Origin of the sequence: Nocardia sp. NPDC057272 (assembly GCF_042668615.1) — a bacterium.
Classification (GTDB): domain Bacteria; phylum Actinomycetota; class Actinomycetes; order Mycobacteriales; family Mycobacteriaceae; genus Nocardia.
Map to the genome: position 1 here is coordinate 74,311 of NZ_JBHUYK010000017.1, position 16,262 is coordinate 90,572.

Here is a 16,262-nt window from a genome sequence, read left to right on the forward strand (position 1 = left end):
CGCCGGAAATACGGCCGGCGGTGCCGGGCGCGGTCAGCGCAGGGAGGCGTCGTGAATCACATCGCGTAGTTCGCGACCCTCTGCTGTCTCGTACCAGCACAGGTGACCGAGAAGCCAGTCGTAGTAGGCGATTTCGGCGTTTCGTGGGTCGTGGGCGATGGTCAGGAAGTAGTCGATTTCGGAGAGTTCGTAGCCGATGTGCACGAGCGGGAGCAGGTCCGGGAGCAGGCGCTGTTCGGCGACCGACAGCGGTCGAACCGATTGATATCCCTGGATCAGCGCGGTGATCTGGTCTGCTCGGACGTGTGCGGGTCCGCCGTCACGCAGCGAAATCCAGTCGATGGCGGCGCGCTCGATGGCGGTGGCGAGGTCGAAGACAGCCGTCGTCCGGTCGGCCAGGCCGAAATCGATCACCGAGGTCACCTCGTGGTCGTTCCACAGCAGGTTCGTCGCGTGCCAGTCCCCGTGCGTCCACAGTGGCGCGACACCGGAAAGGTCGGCGTGAAACTGGGGAATGTCAGCGCGCCAGTCTCTCTCACCGAGGAATCGGGCGACCGACGGCCGTCGGGCGATGTGCCATTCGAAGGCGCACGCCACGTCATTGTGCATGCTCGCCAGCAGCGGTCGCGCGGGTCGAGCCGGTGCATCGAAATCTGCTGCGGCCGAATGCAATCGGCCGAGCATCACCCCAGCGCTCCCCGCATCGTCACGGTCGCGATAGGGCGACCAGGAGAAGTCCGCGCGATACCGATCCTCCCCTATCCCCACCCGATGCACCTCGTAGACGAACGCGCCTGTCGCGCCATCACGGTCTCGGCCGGGCTCATCGCTCACCCTGGAGCCACGACCGAGGTCGTGGCTCAGCGGGGACAGCACCCAATCCCCCACGGTGGCACGCACTTCTGGCACCGGAATATCCCGAACCCGCAGGTGCCGGATGAACCGATGCTCCTCACCCAACGCCACCACATCGCGCAATCGTGCGGGCATCCGCTTCACCACGAGCCGATCCCCACCGTCCAACCGCACCCCCACCGTCGACGACAACGGCCGCGCACCCCGCCATTCGATCGCAGCGGGCGAACCGCCCCAGGTCTCGGCGACCGCGCGAGCGATCTCGTCGTCGGTGAGCGCGGGCCACGTCGGCTCGGCCAGCGGGTCGTCGCCCATCCCGAACACCTGCTCGTCAGCCATCGGTCCAGTATCGATGGTGCCGGGCCCCGTCGACATCGAACCCTCACATCGCTCTGCCACCCGTCGATGCGGACACCGCACGGCCGTAGCCGATCCCCTAAGCTCCCCTCGTGAGCTTGCCCTCCCCCACTGCAGACAATCGTGCCGTCGTCACCGGCGCGTCCTCCGGCATCGGCACCGCGCTGGCCGCCGAACTGGCCGGGCGCGGCTATTCGCTGATCCTGGTCGCGCGCCGCGGTGAGATCCTCACCGAGCTGGCCCAGCGGTTGACCCTGGCCCATGGCATCACCGCCGAGGTCCGCGCGGTCGACCTGGCCGATCGCACCCAGCGGGCCGGCCTCGTCGACGAGCTCGCGGTTCGCGATATCGCCGTTCTCTGCAACAACGCGGGCATCGCGACCTTCGGGCCGGTCGCCGAGCTCGACTTCGCCTACGAGCGCATGCAGATGGAACTCAACGCCACCGCCGTGCACGACCTGACCCTGGCGGTGCTGCCCGGCATGATCGAGCGCAAGGCGGGCGGGATCCTGATCAGCGGTTCGGCGGCGGGCAATATGCCGATCCCGAACAACGCCACCTACGCGGCATCCAAGGCGTTCGCGAACACCTTCTCGGAGTCGTTGCGCGGCGAGCTCAAGGGCAGCGGCGTGAACGTCACCCTGCTGGCGCCCGGTCCCGTCCGCACCGAAACCCCGGCCCCCGAAGACCAGTCGATCGTCGACAAGATGGTCCCCGACTTCCTCTGGGTGTCGTCCGAGTACACCGCGAAGGTCTCCATCGACGCGCTGGCCCGCAACAAGATGCGCATCGTCCCCGGCCTGATCAGCAAGGGCATGAGCGTCGCGGGCAATTACGGACCCCGGTCGTTCACCGCACCGATCGCGGGCGCGTTCTACAAGAAGCTGGGCGGCTGACACCTACGTCAGCAAGTCGTCAGGAACGGTCGCCGGGCGGTCAAGGACCCGTAAAGACCGAGTTCGGCCGGCCGCGCGCGGCGTAGTCCTTGAGGTGGCCCCGCCGTCCGAGTGCGGGGGCGTCCTCCTGGAGGAGACCACCGTGACGTTGCTCGATATCTTCCCGTCCCTGCGTGCGAGTACGGTCCCCCGGCTCGACCCCGCGGTGTGGCCCGCCGACACCCACTACGACGGTGACGGCCGGATCACCCTCGGCGGCGTGGCCCTGCACGATGTCGCCGACCAGTACGGCACACCGGTGCGTGTGATCGACGAGACCGAGGTGCGGGAACGCTGCCGCGCCTACCGCAAGCACTTCCCCGACACCGAGATCGTCTACGCGGGAACCGCGCTGATGCTGCGCACAGTGGCCCGCTGGGTCGCCGAGGAGGGCCTCGCCGTGCAGGTCGGTTCGACCGGTGAACTCGAGGTGGCGCTCGCCGCGGGCATCGACCCACGCCGGATCGTCCTGCAGGGCAACGGGGCTCCCTTCGACGAGCTCCGCGCCGCGGTAGGCGCGGGGGTCGGCCGCATCGTGGTCTCCACGCTCACCGAGATCACCCTGCTCGCCTCGCTCGCGACCCGCCCACAGCAGGTGCTGTTGCGGGTGGCGCCCGGAATCGAGGTGCCGGGCAGCTCGCGGTTCGGGTTCCCGCTCGGCAGCGATTCCTGCGCGGCGGCCGTGGCCCGGATCATCGCGCAGCCGAAGCTGATCCTGACCGGACTGCACTGCCACCTCGGCGCACAGATCCACGACCCCGACCTGTACGGCGAGGCGATCCGCCGGATGATCGCCGAGATGGCCTGGATCCAGGCCGAACACGGCACCCTGCTGACCCATCTCGATATCGGCGGCGGACACGCGGTGGCTCTGCGCGGCGGCGACGCCGAGCTCAACCTGCGCGAACTCGCCGACATCCTCGATGACGCGCTCGACGCGGGCTGCGCCCGACACCACTTCCCCCGCCCGGTCCTCGCGATGGAACCGGGACGCGCGATCGTCGCGCGGGCGGGTGTCACGCTCTACCGGGTACTCGCCGTCACCGAGGTCGCCGGCGGCAGGTGCGTCATCGTCGACGGGGATACCGCCGGACGCGACGATGTGAGTGCGCTCGTGGTCAACCGGCATCCGGCCGGACCCCAGCTCACCGCATCGGTCGCGAGCAGGCACGGTGCCGCGGGCCGGGTCATCGCCGCAGAGGTTCGGATTCCGGCCGATCTCCGTGCCGGCGAGGTCCTCGCGGTGCCGTGCACCGGTGCCTATCACCCGTGCGCGGCCGGATATCGAACAGCGGGCAGGCCGCCGGTGGTCGCGGTCGCCCACGGCCGCACCGAGCAGCTGCTCCGCCGCGAGACGACCGCCGACCTGCTGATGCGCGAGCTCGCGCGGTGACTGGCTGACCCGGGAGTCGTGGAGTGCGGCCCGCCGATCGACGGGCCGCACTCGCTCACCGGCGGCGGGTGCCGAAAATGCTGCGGCTGATCTCGCGCCCGGCCGCACTCGCCGCCGAACGAAGGAAACTCTTCACCGCCGGATTCGCCATGATCCGTTCAGCGGCCGAATCCTCGTCCTGCTGGGCCGTCGAGCGCCCTGGCGCGGGGGTGGATTCGGGTACCGGCTCGGCGGCCGCCACGCTGGCGAGCAGCATCTCGTAGGCCGATTCCCGGTCGATGCTCTGCCCGTATCTGCCCTGCAGCGCGCTCGACAGGGCCTTGGACTTGATCGCCTCGTCGCCGATGGTGTCCATCAGCGAGCGCGGCGGCGCGATCTTGGTCCAGGCGACGGGCGTCGGCGCACCGGTTTCGGAGAGCACGGTGACGATGGCCTCACCGGTGCCGAGCGAGGTCAGCGCCTCTTCCAGGTCGTACACCGACGACTTCGGATACGTGCGCACCGTCTTCGACAGCGCCTTCTGATCGTCGGGAGTGAAGGCGCGCAACGCGTGTTGCACGCGGGCGCCGAGCTGGGAGAGCACCGGGTTGGGGATGTCGGTGGGCAACTGGGTGCAGAAGAACACGCCGACGCCCTTGGACCGGATCAGCTTCACCGTCTGCTCGACCTGCTGCAGAAACGCCTTCGACGCCTCGGCGAACAGCAGATGCGCCTCGTCGAAGATGAACACGAGCTTCGGCTTGTCCACGTCACCCACCTCGGGCAACGTCTGGAACAGATCGGCCAGCACCCACATCAGGAACGTCGAGAACAACGCGGGCCGCGCCGCCTGCTGACCGAGCTCGAACAGCGTGATCACGCCGAGCCCGCCCGCGGTGCGCAGCAGATCGGCCGGGTCGAGTTCGGGTTCGCCGAAGAACGTGTCGCCGCCATCGGCTTCCAGATTCACCAGCGACCGCAGGATCACCCCGGCGGTCTGCGAGGACACCCCACCGATGCCCTTGAGGTCTTCCTTGCCTTCGGGGCTGGTGAGGTGGGTGATCACCGCCCGCAGGTCCTTCAGGTCCAGCAGCGCGAGGCCGCGCTGATCGGCCCAGTGGAAGATCAGGCCGAGCGTCGATTCCTGGGTGTCGTTGAGGCCGAGCACCTTGCTGAGCAGGATCGGTCCGAACGAGGTGATCGTCGCCCGGATCGGCACCCCGATGCCGCCGGTGCCGAGTGAGACGAACTCGGTGGGGAACGCACCGGGCGCCCAGTCGGTCGCGCCGGTCTCGGCCGCGCGCGCCCGGATCTTCTCGGTGTCGGCCCCCGGCTCGCTCAGGCCCGACAGGTCACCCTTGACGTCGGCCATCACCACCGGAACGCCCGCGCGGGACAGATGTTCGGCGATGCCCTGCAGGGTCTTGGTCTTGCCGGTGCCGGTCGCACCCGCGACGAGGCCGTGCCGGTTCATCATCCGCAGCGGAATACGCACGCGCGCACCGGGATCAGCCACGCCGTCGACCATCACCGTGCCGAGTTCCAGTGCGGGTCCGCTGAAGGCGTAGCCCTCGGCGATCTGCGCGGCCGCGCCGGACGCCGCCGGCTTCGAGGCGGATTCCTCACCCGCAGAATCGGATTCGCTGCCCTCGGCGGCCGGCTGACTGTCCGTGGCCGGTGTCGCACTCGCCGCCGCGGCTTCCTGCTCGGCGGCCTCCGCGGCCGCCATGGCCTCGGCGGCGACCCGGGCCGCGTCTTCGGCCGCCTTGCGTGCCGCTGCCGCCTTCTCCTGTGGGGTGGTCATTCGCGCGTCCTCCGTCTGCTCACTGGCACGTACGCAAGAAATGCTCGAAACGTCTGCGGTCAATTCCAGGCAAACTGTATCCGGGCACGTCACCCGGTCGGTAAACATCCGGGGATGTCGTCGGCAAACCCGGTCCGCCTCGCCCACGCGACACACCTGCCGACCGGGTTCACGGGCCCACCATTAGGGTGACTCCCGTGTCAGACAAACTCCTGGTCTGGATGGATTGCGAAATGACGGGGCTCCGTCTCGACAGCGACAAGCTGATCGAGATCGCCGCGCTCGTAACCGACAGCGACCTCAACATTCTCGGTGACGGTGTCGACATCGTCATCCACGCCGACGACGCCGCCTTGGCCTGCATGCCACCGGTTGTCGCCACCATGCACGCGAAGTCCGGTCTGACCGAAGAGGTTCGGCGGTCCACCGTCACTCTCGAGCAGGCCCAGCAGCAGGTACTCGACTACATCCGCGAGTACGCGCCCACCGCGCGCACGGTGCCGCTGTGCGGTAACTCCATCGGCACCGATCGCGGTTTCATCGCCCGCGACATGCCGGAGCTGGATGCGCACCTGCACTACCGGATGGTCGACGTGAGCTCGATCAAGGAACTGTGCCGACGCTGGTACCCCCGCATCTACTTCGGTCAGCCGGAGAAGGGCCTGGCCCACCGCGCGCTGGCCGACATCAAGGAATCCATCCGCGAACTCGAGTACTACCGCCGTACCGCCTTCGTGCCGCTGCCCGGGCCGTCGACCACCGAGATCGCGGCGGCCGCCCAGGAGGCCACCGAGGCCGTGGATGTCACCGGTTCGAGCCATCTACCAGCGGATTAGGGGTTGACACTCCACACACGCTAATATCGACGGCGCCGGTGATTCACCGGTGATGGTGACCGTAGTTCAGTTGGTAGAGCACCAGGTTGTGATCCTGGATGTCGCGGGTTCGAGTCCCGTCGGTCACCCCGAAGAGAAGGCCCGGTCCACAAGGACCGGGCCTTCTTTGCTATCCGGACACATGTCACACTCGCGGCTCCCGCATCGTCTACTGGCTATGAGCATCAACGACCTGCGTACCGATATCCGGGGAAACGTTCTCCTACCGGGTGATACCACCTTCGATCTCGCCGCCCGTCCCTGGAACACCGCGATCGCCCAGTCGGTCGCCGCCGTCGTCGAGGTCGCCGATGCCGACGACCTCGCGGCCGTCGTGCGCTACGCCAACCGCGCGGGCCGTGCGGTGGTCACCCAGCCGACCGGCCACGGCGCGACCGGCGACATCGACGACGCGATTCTCGTGCGCACCACCGAACTCAACGCCGTCGCCATCGACCCGGCCCAGCGGGTGGCGCACATCGGCTCCGGCGCCCAGTGGGGCGCCGTCCAGGCAGCGGCCGCCGCACACGGCCTGAGCGGCCTGGCAGGCAGCAACCCCGTGGTCGGTGTCACCGGATACACCCTGGGCGGCGGATTCGGCTGGCTGGCCCGTAAACACGGTTGGGCCGCCGACGCGGTCCGGGCGTTCGAGATCGTCGACGCCGACGGCAAGCGTGGCCGGGTGAGCGCCGACTCCGACCCCGAGCTGTTCTGGGCACTACGCGGCGGTGGTGGCGACTTCGCGATCGTCACCGCGCTCGACATCGACCTGTTCGAGTTGCCACGGCTCTACGGCGGCCGGGTGAGTTGGCCGGCCGAGCGCACCCGCGAGGTGTTCGACGTGTTCACCGAACTCACCACCGACGCACCGCCGGAACTGTCGGTGTGGCTACAGCGCTACCAGATCCCCGGCGCCGCACCCACAGTCGCCATCGACTTCGCCTACCTCGGCGACGAAGCGCGTGGCCGCGAGCTGACCAGCCGCCTCGACACTGTCACCGGCGCACTCGTCGACACCCGCGCCACCATGACCCCCGACCGGATCGGCACCATCACCGCCGAACCCACCGAACCCGGCCCGTCGCTCTCGCGCGGCGAACTGCTCACCGACCTCGGTGACGCGGTAGTCAAAACGATCATCGACGCCCCGGTCGCGCCCCTGCTCAATATCCAGATCCGCGGCCTCGGGGGCGCGATCGCCGAACCCACCGGTGAACATGGAGCACGCGGCCCGATCACCGAGCCCTACGCCCTCTACCTGCTCGGCCTCGGCCTCCCCCACCTGATCGACGACGTCAAGGCAGCCTTCGGCACTATCGTCGACAACCTCGGCGCCCACGTCACCGGCAAGAAGCCGTACACCTTCCTCGCTCCGGGTGAATCGACCCAGGCCGCCTTCGACACTGCCACCCTGGACCGCCTCCGAGAGATCAAGCGAAACCGCGACCCGCGAAACGTCGTGCGCGCCAACTTCCCCGTCCACAACTGACCACCGATCCGCGCCGTCCACAGCCGACGGCGCAGGTCGAGGGTGTTCGCCGGAGTGGCGAAGGGCACGGGAGCGAACGCCGCTGGACGGTTGTCAGGCGGTTGCGCGGTTCGCTCGGTGCCGTCGGACGGCCGACCGGTTCGCGCACGCCGGGCTACAGAAGCGCTGTCTGCCGTTGCGTGAAATGTCGGCGTACACCTGCGCGCACCCGTCGGCCTCGCAGGCGCCCAGACGGTCCATCCCGAGCCCGGTCAGGTGCAAGGCGGTGCCGACGGTGATCAACGCCGCGATCTGGCGGTCCGTCGCCACCCCCGGGTCGCGGAAATGTAGATGCCAGCCGTCGCCCACATGGTCGGTCAGGCGGGGCGCGGAGGCGTACTCGGCCAGCAACACGTTGAGCCGGGCCGCACGTTCGGTGCGATCCGCGCACTCCACCACACCCCGCCAGCGGCCCAGGAAGGCCGTTACCGACGCCAGATCGCCGTCGGACACCGGCGTGGACAGCACCAAGCCCGCCGCCGCGCAGCGTCGCGCCAACTCCGCGGCGTTCGAACACGGATCGTTGAGCAGGTCGACGCCCAGCAGCACCGGCTCACGCCCGTAATGGTTGTAATGCACAATGCCATTACATCAGACTCGAACCATGAACAGCCACCCCGCACACACCTGGCAGATCGAGTCACGCCACCGGACCAGCGAGGGCGTCGTGGCCTACCAACGCTGCCGCTGCGGCGCGCGCAGGGTGGTCGTCGACCACCTGAGCGTCGCGTCCGAGATCCATCGCGACGAACCGGGCCTGGCCGCCGCCGGATAACTCGCACCATCATGACGAACGTCACGTTTGACCGCTACACTTTGGACCGCTGCCCAGATGTGGGGCAGATCTCGCCATCGCGTCAGCGCTCGACCGGAAAGACCCCTTGATGAAGCGTTCCACCGTCGTCGCCGTCCTCGCGGCCGTCACCGTGCTCGGCCCCGTCGCCGGGACCGCCGCGGCCTCGCCCGGCCTGCCCCTCACCGACTTCACGGCGGAGACCCCCATCGGCGACTTCGGCCTGCCGAGCGATCAGCCCGAATCCGGTTCGGCGCAGAGCGGCTCCACCACCGGCGTCGAAACCACCGGGTCCTCCGGTACCGGCTCGGCCGGCCTGCCCAACCTCGACCGCCTGCTGTTCGGCGGCCGCATTCTGTGCGGCGCCTTCGGTAGCGCGCTCGCGGTCGCGGGCGAGGCGATGATGGACTGCAGCGAACTCCCCACCCCGCTCTGAGTGGTCCACGGACACAACGAAGAGGCACCGGAAAATCCGGTGCCTCTTCGTTTTTCGTGCGTCGCGCGCCTACGGAGCGTCGGCGTTGCCCGCCTTCCATTCCGGCCACGGGATGTTCCAGTCACCCAGCCCGTCGACACCGGACAGGGTGCCGCCGACCGTGTTCTTGATGACAGTGATGTCACCGCGCTTGGCGTTCTCGTACACCCAGCGCGCGTTCGCCGGACTCAGGTTCAGGCAGCCGTGACTGGCATTGGAGTAGCCCTGCTGCCCCACCGACCACGGCGCCGAGTGGAAGAAGATGCCGCTGTAGGAGATTCGCGTCGCGTAGTCGACCGGCGTGCGGTACCCGTCGGACGAGTTCACCGCCACACCGTAGGTCGAGGAGTCCATGATGATCTTCTCGTGCCGGTCGCTGACGATGTAGATGCCGTTGTCGGTGGGGGTGCTGTCCTTACCCATCGAGGTGGGCATGGTCATGATCACCTGACCGTTCTTCTCCACCACCACCTGCTTGGTGTTGTCGTCGGCGGTGAAGACCACCGCGTCACCGATGGTGAAGAACGAATGGATGTTGTCCTGGCCGTACAGGCCCTTGCCAAGGTCCTTGCCGTAGACGTTCACATCGATGGTCACCTTGGTGCCCGGTGTCCAGTAATGCTCTGGGCGCCACCGCACTTCGCGATTGTTCACCCAGTAGAAGGCGCCCTCGACAGCGGGCTCGGTGGTGATCTTGATGGCCTCTTGGGCGGCACGGCGATCGGGGATGTTCTCGTCGAACTGGATCGCGACCGGCTGACCGATTCCGACCACTTCGCCCTCACCGGGCAGCAGGTACGGCTTGGTCTGGCTCTTCGGCGAGCTGGTGGTGAAGCTCAGCGTCGAGGAGTTCGCGCCACCGAGCCCGATGGCCGAGGCCGTGAGCTTGTAGGTCTTGCCGTAGCCGAGCACCTCGGCGGTCGACCAGGAGCGCCCGTCCGCGGCCAGCTGACCCGCCACCGCGGTGCCCTGCTGGTTGGTCAGCGTGACATCGGTGAACTTGCCGTCCTCGACCTGGAAGGCCATCGGCATGCCGGGCGAGACGCCGACCTGCCCGTCCTTGATGGTCGAGACGAGCTTCGGCTTGATGAGCTCGGCGAGGGGGTTGCGATCGATCGCCACCTCCACCCCGGTGCCCTCCGCGGCCGAGCAGGCCGACGCGCCGAGCGCGAACACCGCCAACAGCACCACTGGAACGATCGTCCGTAGCGACCGAGGTCGCCCCCGCTTCTTACCCATGTCAACCCCGTTTCCGTACCGACGCGATTACAGTGCGCCGCAGATCCCACCGACCCGAATCGCTAGAGCCATCCGTGTAGGCGGGGGGCGTTACGAACTCGACGTCTCGCCCATTCTGCCAGCTGGCCCGGCCGGTTCCAACGGGAAAGCCCCCGCGACACGACCAAGTCACAATCGTTAGATAGGTCCGGAGGTCGTCGGTGTTAACAACGCCAGATGTGCGGCATTGTTGCTGGTCAGCGCCCGATTTCACTTTCCGCCCCACGGCCTGCTAATGTTTGTTCCGCACCGGAGACGGGGCAAAGAACAAAGACATGCGCCATTAGCTCAATTGGCAGAGCAGCTGACTCTTAATCAGCGGGTTCGGGGTTCAAGTCCCTGATGGCGCACCACAACGAAGCCTCTGACCAGGTCCAACGGTCAGAGGCTTCGTTCGTTTCACCGCCAGGGATGGGCCGTCACCGTTCGGTGATCTCTCTCACGAGGGGGCAGAGGTCGCCGCTGGAGCGACGCGCTTGCTCTCGGCAGTGTCACGGTGCCATGCGGCAGCACTGACAGCGATACCGAGGACCGTGACAGCGGCGGCGACCAGGTACACGGCGCGCAGTCCGGCAGAGTCGATCACCTGCCCGCCGAACCAGCCCGCGAAGGCCGCGGCGAGCTGATACGCCGAGGCGTTGACCGCGATAGCGAGCGTCGGGGCCTGCCTCGCGGTGTTCAGGACACGGGCCTGCATTCCCGGGATCACCGAGAAGCCGAGTGCGCCCACCAGGAACACCATCACGCCGATGAGCACGATCTGGCCGCTCACCGCCCACATCAGCAGCAACGCACACGCCAGCAACGCGAGCAGACCGAGCTGCGCACGTTTCGGTGAGCGGTCGGACAGTCTGCCGCCGACGACGTTGCCCACCGTGGCGCCGAGGCCGTAGACGAGGAGCATCACCGCCACAGCGCTGGAGGCGAACGACGCGACATCGGTCAGCAACGGCGCGAAATAGACGAACACCATCAGCACACCCGCACTGCCGATCGCCGTGACGGCAATGGCCAGCGCAACGTCGCGATCGCGGAACACCCGCAATTCCGACCACGCCGACCCGCCGGCGTTCGCCACCTCCGGGACCGAGCGCAGAACGAGCACCAAGCCGAGAGCACATACCACCGCAATCGCGAAAAACGGTGTACGCCAATCGAACCGATTGCCCAGCAGCGTCCCGATCGGTGCACCCAGCACCATGGCGATGTTCATCCCGAAGACCAACTTCGAGACCGTGGACGCCTGCTTGTCCGGCGGCGAGGTCGAGGTCGCGATGACGATCGCGTTCGCGAAGAACGTGGAGGTGACCAGCGCGGTGACAACGCGAGCAACGAGGAGGAACTCATAGGAGGGCGCCAGCGCGGAGGCGACGTTGCCCGCTACCGCGATCAAGAGCAGCACGCTGATCAACGGTTTGCGCGAGTAACGCGCGGTGAGCGCGGTGACGACCGGTCCACCGAAGATCATTCCGACGGCATAAGCGGTCACCAGAAGCCCGGCCGCCGAAATAGAGACGCCTAGTTCAGCCGCGACGTCGGGAAGGATTCCCGCGATCACGAATTCACCGGTCGTAATACCGAAGACGCACAATACGAGTGCGGCAAGACTTTGTCGCATGATCCCTGTTTCTGGTAATCGATCGGTGGCGGCAGCGAAATAAACCTTGCCAGCCTGGGCGATGCCTCACAATGGTGTAACTATCAGGATCTCGCCGTCATCGATAGAGTGTGGGTTATGGATGGGACAGGCTCGAGCTTGCAGGGCGACGACCCCACACCCCACCAACTCCGCCTGCTGCTGGTTCTCGCCGAGGAGCTGCATTTCGGCCGGGCAGCGCGCCGCGTCTACCTGACCCAGCCCGCACTCAGCCAGCAAATCCGGGCACTGGAGCAACGATTGGGAGTTCGGCTCTTCGATCGAACCAGCAGACGGGTAGAACTCACTCCTATCGCGCTGGAATTGCTACCGCTGGCTCGTTCGATAGTGGATTCCTCGGAGCAGTTGAGAGAAATGGCGAATCACGCCTCGGCAGAGGCGAGAATATTGCGGATCGGGGTATGTGAGAGTTTTACGGCACTCGGCCCGACCCGCCAGATCATCGATGGAATATCGGCACGTTTTCCGGAACTGGGCCCTCGTGTGCAGGTGATCGACACGTTCACCGAGCAGTTGGCAGCGCTGGAGCGCGGTGACATTCATGCGGCGTTCGTCCATGTGCCTGTTCCGTCGCATCTGCACGTCGTGCCACTCGTGGTCGAGCGCCGGTTTGCCTGCCTGGCCGCTACGGATCCGCTGGCGCGACGAGAGTCGCTACGCCTGGCCGATCTCGCACACCATGCGGTCGTCACGATGGTGCCCGAGTCGTTCCCGGAGGGACGTGCGTATTGGACCGCCGACCCGCGGCCCGACGGCCGAGCGGTTCGCTATGCCACGACCACGGGCACGACGTTCGAGTCGATGCTCGCGACCGTCGCACTGACCGGCGCGGTCGCCTTCGTCCCTGCCTCTGCCGCGCAGTTGTACCCACGCCCCGACCTGCGCTTCGTGCCGGTCGACGCACTTGCCGACTGCACGTTCGGCATCGTATGGCGTTCGAGCGAGACGGACGAGCCCCGCATGGCCGGTCTGCGAGAGGTGGTAGCCACAGTCGCCGGGCAACGGTCACGACGTCGTTACCGGACTGCCATGGACAATCCAGCAGATTAGCGCTCAGGCCCCGATTCGAACCGCCTCGAGCTGCGCAAACCCCCGCAAAACCTGATTCGGGCAAAATTTTTCTGTGACGGCCGCCACGCAGATCAGAGTCGCAAACCTCCTGCATACATAACGATTCTGCAACTGCCCGGCAATGAACCAAGATCGGCAACGTTTGCCGTTCAGGTTTCGTTCACCTTGCGTTAACCCGTCGTGACCATTCTGTCATCAGGTCACAAACGGACCTGCGGTTTGGTTAGCCCGGAAGTATCCAACCTCCGATAGCACCGAACAGCGCGTGGTCTCCCCGCAGCCAGCTGTGGAGCACCGTGCGGCGCCAGCGATGAACTGCCATCGAGCGTTCGTCCCCCGACAGTGTCGCACCTTCCCATACAGACAGAAACAACGCATCGCCTGACCGGCGTGTACTCCCGTGCGCGCTGCGCGATCCATCGCGCCCTGATGCAGGGCCTGCGTCGCCAGACAGAGATGAAGGAACAGAAAAGCAATGCTCAACAAAGACAAGCTCAGCACCGTTATCGGCCGTCGCTCGCGCCGTGAGGCGTTCACCGTGGCAGTCGCCGCGGTCGGTCTGGTCGCCGTAGCAGCGTCCTCCGCCGTCTCGTTCGCCGACGACAGCGTTCCCGAGCGTGCCGCCATGGTCGTCGAGCAGGCGGAGAACATCCCCGCCGTCGGCGCCGCCCCCGCCATCCAGGCCATCCCGGCGCCCGCGCCGCAGGCCGCTCCCGCCCCGGCACCGGAGGCCGCCCCGGCTCCCGAGGCCGCCCCGGCCCCGATGCCCGAGGTGAAGTCCTACGAGGACAACCTGCACGGCTGGATCACCGAAGCGCTCGACATCATGGCCGCCAAGGGCATCCCCGGCAGCTACGAGGGCATCCACCGCAACATCATGCGCGAGTCGACCGGCAACCCCCAGGCGATCAACCTGTGGGACTCCAACGCCGCGATGGGCATCCCCTCCAAGGGCCTGCTCCAGGTGATCGACCCCACCTTCGCGACCTACCACGTCGAGGGCACCCCCTTCGACGTCTGGAACCCCGTGGCCAACATCGTCGCGGCCTGCAACTACGCGGCGCAGCGCTACGGCTCCATGGACAACGTCAACTCCGCTTACTGAGCAACCTGACGGGTGAACGCCCGCGCCCCGGTCATCGCCGACCGGAGCGCGGGCGTTCCGTCGTAGAATCGCCGTCGTGCCAGACAGCGCCGATCAGGCACCCGATCACGCGCATTCCGACGCGGCCACCGCCAGCCGCGTCGCCAAGGCCCGCCGCATGGCCGCCTACGTGTGGTCACGCGATATCCGCAGCGCCGAACTGCTCGCCCTGCCTGCGGCCACCCTGCGCAAGCTGGCCCGCGCCGCCGACACCAATCCGCCGAGCACCGGCGAGACCTGGCAGGTGGTCGCCGACCTCCTCGACCAGAAGGACGCCTGGGCGGCCCGCAACCCCGAGCACGCCGCCGCGGTGCGCACCCACGCCGACGAGAAGCTGCTGTGGGTCAAGCCCCCGGTGAAGCCGTGGGAGTCCTAGCGCCGCGCCTCAGGCGAGCAGCAGCCCGACGGCCAGCGCGAGCATGACCACGGCGATCAGCGAATCCAGGACACGCCACGCGCCCGGGCGCGCGAAGAGCGGACCGAGCCGGCGGGCACCGTAGCCGAGGGCGCCGAACCACAGGACGCTGGCGAGCATGGCCCCCGCGGCCAGGAACCAGCGGTCGGGCGTCGCGTAGGTGCTGGCGAAGGAACCGAGCAGGACCAGCGTGTCGAGATACACGTGCGGATTGAGCCAGGTCAGCGCCAGACAGGTGAGCACGGACGCACCGACGGCCACCGAGGCACCCGCCGCGTCGGCGATCAGGGTCGACGAACCGAGGGCACGCCGGGCCGCCAGCAGCGCGTAGCCGACCAGAAAGGCCGCCCCCGCGTACCGGGCGATGGTCAGCACCGCCGGAAACGACTCGACGACCGCCCCGAACCCGGCCACGCCCGCGCCGATCAACACGATGTCGGACACCGCGCACACCGCGATCACCGGCAACACGTGCTGCCCACGCACCCCCTGGCGCAGCACGAACGCGTTCTGCGCGCCGATGGCCACGATGAGCGAGAGCCCGAAGCCCAATCCGGAGAGGGCGGCCGACGCCGCCGATGATGCCGTCACAGCTCTCGACGTTAAGAGACCGTCAATTTTCAGTCCAGCTAATGATTCTTCACAACCATTAGAGTCACTTAAGTGGACTTCCAGCTGGACCAGTTGCGCGCCCTCAACGCCGTCCTCACCGAGGGCACGTTCGACGCGGCCGCCCGTCGGCTCAATCTCACCCCGTCGGCCATCAGCCAGCGGATCAAGGCATTGGAGGAATCGGCGGGACGCGTGCTGGTGCAACGCTCGAAACCGGTGCGCCCCACCGAATCCGGGCTCGCGGTGCTGCGACTGGCCCGGCAGGTGGAATTGCTCGCGGGCGACACCGTGCGCGAACTCGGCGATGCCGACCGCCCCGCCGACCGGCCGATTCGCATCCCGATCGCCGTCAACGCCGACTCCCTCGAATCGTGGGTGATGCCCGCGCTCGCGAGCGTGCCCGCCGGGATCACCTTCGACCTGCACCGCGAAGACGAGGAACACACCACCCGGTTGCTGCGCGACGGCACGGTGACCGCCGCGATCACCGCCACCGCCACACCGGTGCAGGGCTGCACGGTGACCCCGCTGGGCGCCATGCGCTATCGCCCCACGGCGACACCGCGGTTCGTCCGCACCTGGTTCCCCGACGGCCCGACCTCCGCCGCGTATGCCCACGCGCCCGTCGTGCACTTCGATCGCAAAGACGATCTCCAGTTCCGCCAGCTACGCCGGCGCACCCGGCGCCAGGTCGATCCGCCGGGTCATTACGTGCCCTCGTCGAGCGCGTTCGCCGACGCGGTGCGGCTCGGCCTCGGCTGGGGCATGCTGCCCGACCTGCAAACCGGGAAAGACCGCACCGCAGGCACTTTGGTCAACATCGACGGTGATTCCCACATCGATGTCCCGCTGTACTGGCAGCAGTGGAAGCTGCACTCCCCCGCCCTCGCCGCCGTCGCCACCGCGATCGCCGCGGCCGCCGCGTCAGCGCTGGCGACGAACTGACCGGCTCACGCGTCGTCGAGATCCGGGACCAGGCTCAGTCCCCACTGATTGGCGCAGTTGGTACACACCCACGTTCCGTTCATCTCCCGATAGGTGAACTTGTCGTCACAGGCGGGGCAGTTCGGCGAATCAGTCATCGAAGATCC

17 protein-coding genes and 2 tRNA genes are annotated in these 16,262 nt (G+C 67.5%); 12 read left to right on the forward strand and 7 right to left on the reverse strand.

From position 1 onward, the window contains the following. Positions 1 to 33: 33 nt before the first annotated feature. Positions 34 to 1,194, reverse strand: coding sequence for a phosphotransferase enzyme family protein (locus ACFULV_RS22235; RefSeq protein ID WP_378659531.1), 1,161 nt, complete (start codon positions 1,192 to 1,194; stop codon positions 34 to 36). Positions 1,195 to 1,304: 110 nt separating this feature from the next. On the opposite strand from ACFULV_RS22235, the gene cmrA reads away from it, so the two are divergent. Next, positions 1,305 to 2,108, forward strand: a complete 804-nt coding sequence (gene cmrA, locus ACFULV_RS22240) for a mycolate reductase (RefSeq protein WP_378629878.1) — start codon at positions 1,305 to 1,307, stop codon at positions 2,106 to 2,108. Between the two features lie 142 nt (positions 2,109 to 2,250). Then, positions 2,251 to 3,540 carry a diaminopimelate decarboxylase family protein gene (locus ACFULV_RS22245; RefSeq protein ID WP_378659533.1) on the forward strand — a complete coding sequence of 430 codons (1,290 nt, stop codon included), beginning with the start codon at positions 2,251 to 2,253 and terminating at the stop codon, positions 3,538 to 3,540. Positions 3,541 to 3,595: 55 nt separating this feature from the next. Here the strand turns inward: ACFULV_RS22245 and ACFULV_RS22250 are convergent, their stop codons facing one another. Next, the gene (locus ACFULV_RS22250; protein WP_378659535.1) at positions 3,596 to 5,323 is read right to left on the reverse strand and encodes a helicase HerA-like domain-containing protein; all 1,728 of its coding nucleotides are present in this window, start codon (positions 5,321 to 5,323) and stop codon (positions 3,596 to 3,598) included. A 197-nt stretch (positions 5,324 to 5,520) separates the two neighbouring features. On the opposite strand from ACFULV_RS22250, the gene orn reads away from it, so the two are divergent. From orn to ACFULV_RS22265, 3 genes are all read left to right on the forward strand, one after another. After that, a complete protein-coding gene (gene orn, locus ACFULV_RS22255) occupies positions 5,521 to 6,159 on the forward strand; it encodes an oligoribonuclease (protein WP_266298291.1) in 639 nt (212 codons plus the stop codon). A gap of 55 nt (positions 6,160 to 6,214) precedes the next feature. Continuing rightward, a tRNA-His gene (locus ACFULV_RS22260) sits at positions 6,215 to 6,287 on the forward strand. Between the two features lie 89 nt (positions 6,288 to 6,376). Beyond that, the gene (locus tag ACFULV_RS22265) at positions 6,377 to 7,687 is read left to right on the forward strand and encodes an FAD-binding oxidoreductase (RefSeq protein WP_378659537.1); all 1,311 of its coding nucleotides are present in this window, start codon (positions 6,377 to 6,379) and stop codon (positions 7,685 to 7,687) included. Between the two features lie 93 nt (positions 7,688 to 7,780). Here the strand turns inward: ACFULV_RS22265 and ACFULV_RS22270 are convergent, their stop codons facing one another. Further along, positions 7,781 to 8,305 (reverse strand): CGNR zinc finger domain-containing protein, encoded by a 525-nt coding sequence (locus ACFULV_RS22270; RefSeq protein WP_378659540.1) that lies wholly within the window; start codon positions 8,303 to 8,305, stop codon positions 7,781 to 7,783. Between the two features lie 25 nt (positions 8,306 to 8,330). Between ACFULV_RS22270 and ACFULV_RS22275 the strand changes: the two genes are divergently transcribed. Next, on the forward strand, positions 8,331 to 8,501 hold the full coding sequence (locus ACFULV_RS22275; RefSeq protein ID WP_378629872.1) for a hypothetical protein: 171 nt from the start codon (positions 8,331 to 8,333) through the stop codon (positions 8,499 to 8,501). Between the two features lie 109 nt (positions 8,502 to 8,610). Beyond that, positions 8,611 to 8,955 carry a hypothetical protein gene (locus tag ACFULV_RS22280; RefSeq protein ID WP_378629871.1) on the forward strand — a complete coding sequence of 115 codons (345 nt, stop codon included), beginning with the start codon at positions 8,611 to 8,613 and terminating at the stop codon, positions 8,953 to 8,955. A gap of 69 nt (positions 8,956 to 9,024) precedes the next feature. On the opposite strand, the gene ACFULV_RS22285 is transcribed toward ACFULV_RS22280, so the two are convergent. Next, on the reverse strand, positions 9,025 to 10,233 hold the full coding sequence (locus tag ACFULV_RS22285) for an Ig-like domain-containing protein (protein WP_378659542.1): 1,209 nt from the start codon (positions 10,231 to 10,233) through the stop codon (positions 9,025 to 9,027). A gap of 316 nt (positions 10,234 to 10,549) precedes the next feature. Here ACFULV_RS22285 and ACFULV_RS22290 point away from each other — a divergent pair. After that, positions 10,550 to 10,625: transfer RNA gene (locus ACFULV_RS22290), tRNA-Lys, on the forward strand. 86 nt (positions 10,626 to 10,711) lie between these two features. Here ACFULV_RS22290 and ACFULV_RS22295 read toward each other — a convergent pair. Continuing rightward, on the reverse strand, positions 10,712 to 11,890 hold the full coding sequence (locus ACFULV_RS22295) for an MFS transporter (RefSeq protein WP_378659544.1): 1,179 nt from the start codon (positions 11,888 to 11,890) through the stop codon (positions 10,712 to 10,714). Between the two features lie 117 nt (positions 11,891 to 12,007). Between ACFULV_RS22295 and ACFULV_RS22300 the strand changes: the two genes are divergently transcribed. The 3 genes from ACFULV_RS22300 (at position 12,008) to ACFULV_RS22310 (ending at position 14,520) form a co-directional block, all read left to right on the forward strand. Then, positions 12,008 to 12,979 (forward strand): LysR family transcriptional regulator, encoded by a 972-nt coding sequence (locus ACFULV_RS22300; protein WP_378659546.1) that lies wholly within the window; start codon positions 12,008 to 12,010, stop codon positions 12,977 to 12,979. Between the two features lie 496 nt (positions 12,980 to 13,475). Beyond that, complete coding sequence (locus ACFULV_RS22305) at positions 13,476 to 14,105, forward strand: transglycosylase SLT domain-containing protein (RefSeq protein ID WP_378659547.1); 630 nt, start codon at positions 13,476 to 13,478, stop codon at positions 14,103 to 14,105. A 76-nt stretch (positions 14,106 to 14,181) separates the two neighbouring features. Next, the gene (locus tag ACFULV_RS22310) at positions 14,182 to 14,520 is read left to right on the forward strand and encodes a hypothetical protein (protein ID WP_378629863.1); all 339 of its coding nucleotides are present in this window, start codon (positions 14,182 to 14,184) and stop codon (positions 14,518 to 14,520) included. Between the two features lie 9 nt (positions 14,521 to 14,529). Here the strand turns inward: ACFULV_RS22310 and ACFULV_RS22315 are convergent, their stop codons facing one another. Continuing rightward, positions 14,530 to 15,150: a LysE/ArgO family amino acid transporter gene (locus ACFULV_RS22315; protein WP_378659550.1), complete on the reverse strand. Its 621-nt coding sequence runs from the start codon at positions 15,148 to 15,150 to the stop codon at positions 14,530 to 14,532. A gap of 72 nt (positions 15,151 to 15,222) precedes the next feature. Between ACFULV_RS22315 and ACFULV_RS22320 the strand changes: the two genes are divergently transcribed. Then, positions 15,223 to 16,116, forward strand: a complete 894-nt coding sequence (locus ACFULV_RS22320; protein WP_378659553.1) for a LysR family transcriptional regulator ArgP — start codon at positions 15,223 to 15,225, stop codon at positions 16,114 to 16,116. A 5-nt stretch (positions 16,117 to 16,121) separates the two neighbouring features. Here the strand turns inward: ACFULV_RS22320 and ACFULV_RS22325 are convergent, their stop codons facing one another. Beyond that, on the reverse strand, positions 16,122 to 16,253 hold the full coding sequence (locus tag ACFULV_RS22325) for a hypothetical protein (protein WP_378629857.1): 132 nt from the start codon (positions 16,251 to 16,253) through the stop codon (positions 16,122 to 16,124). Between the last annotated feature and the right edge of the window lie 9 nt (positions 16,254 to 16,262).

What these genes read in the sequence shown, in the direction of transcription:
- ACFULV_RS22235 (WP_378659531.1), bottom strand. Translation starts at nt 1,194, where the DNA reads ATGGCTGACGAGCAGGTGTTCGGGATGGGCGACGACCCGCTGGCCGAG.
- ACFULV_RS22250 (WP_378659535.1), bottom strand. Translation starts at nt 5,323, where the DNA reads ATGACCACCCCACAGGAGAAGGCGGCAGCGGCACGCAAGGCGGCCGAA.
- ACFULV_RS22265 (WP_378659537.1), top strand. Translation starts at nt 6,377, where the DNA reads ATGAGCATCAACGACCTGCGTACCGATATCCGGGGAAACGTTCTCCTA.
- ACFULV_RS22275 (WP_378629872.1), top strand. Translation starts at nt 8,331, where the DNA reads ATGAACAGCCACCCCGCACACACCTGGCAGATCGAGTCACGCCACCGG.
- ACFULV_RS22280 (WP_378629871.1), top strand. Translation starts at nt 8,611, where the DNA reads ATGAAGCGTTCCACCGTCGTCGCCGTCCTCGCGGCCGTCACCGTGCTC.
- ACFULV_RS22285 (WP_378659542.1), bottom strand. Translation starts at nt 10,233, where the DNA reads ATGGGTAAGAAGCGGGGGCGACCTCGGTCGCTACGGACGATCGTTCCA.
- ACFULV_RS22295 (WP_378659544.1), bottom strand. Translation starts at nt 11,890, where the DNA reads ATGCGACAAAGTCTTGCCGCACTCGTATTGTGCGTCTTCGGTATTACG.
- ACFULV_RS22300 (WP_378659546.1), top strand. Translation starts at nt 12,008, where the DNA reads ATGGATGGGACAGGCTCGAGCTTGCAGGGCGACGACCCCACACCCCAC.
- ACFULV_RS22305 (WP_378659547.1), top strand. Translation starts at nt 13,476, where the DNA reads ATGCTCAACAAAGACAAGCTCAGCACCGTTATCGGCCGTCGCTCGCGC.
- ACFULV_RS22325 (WP_378629857.1), bottom strand. Translation starts at nt 16,253, where the DNA reads ATGACTGATTCGCCGAACTGCCCCGCCTGTGACGACAAGTTCACCTAT.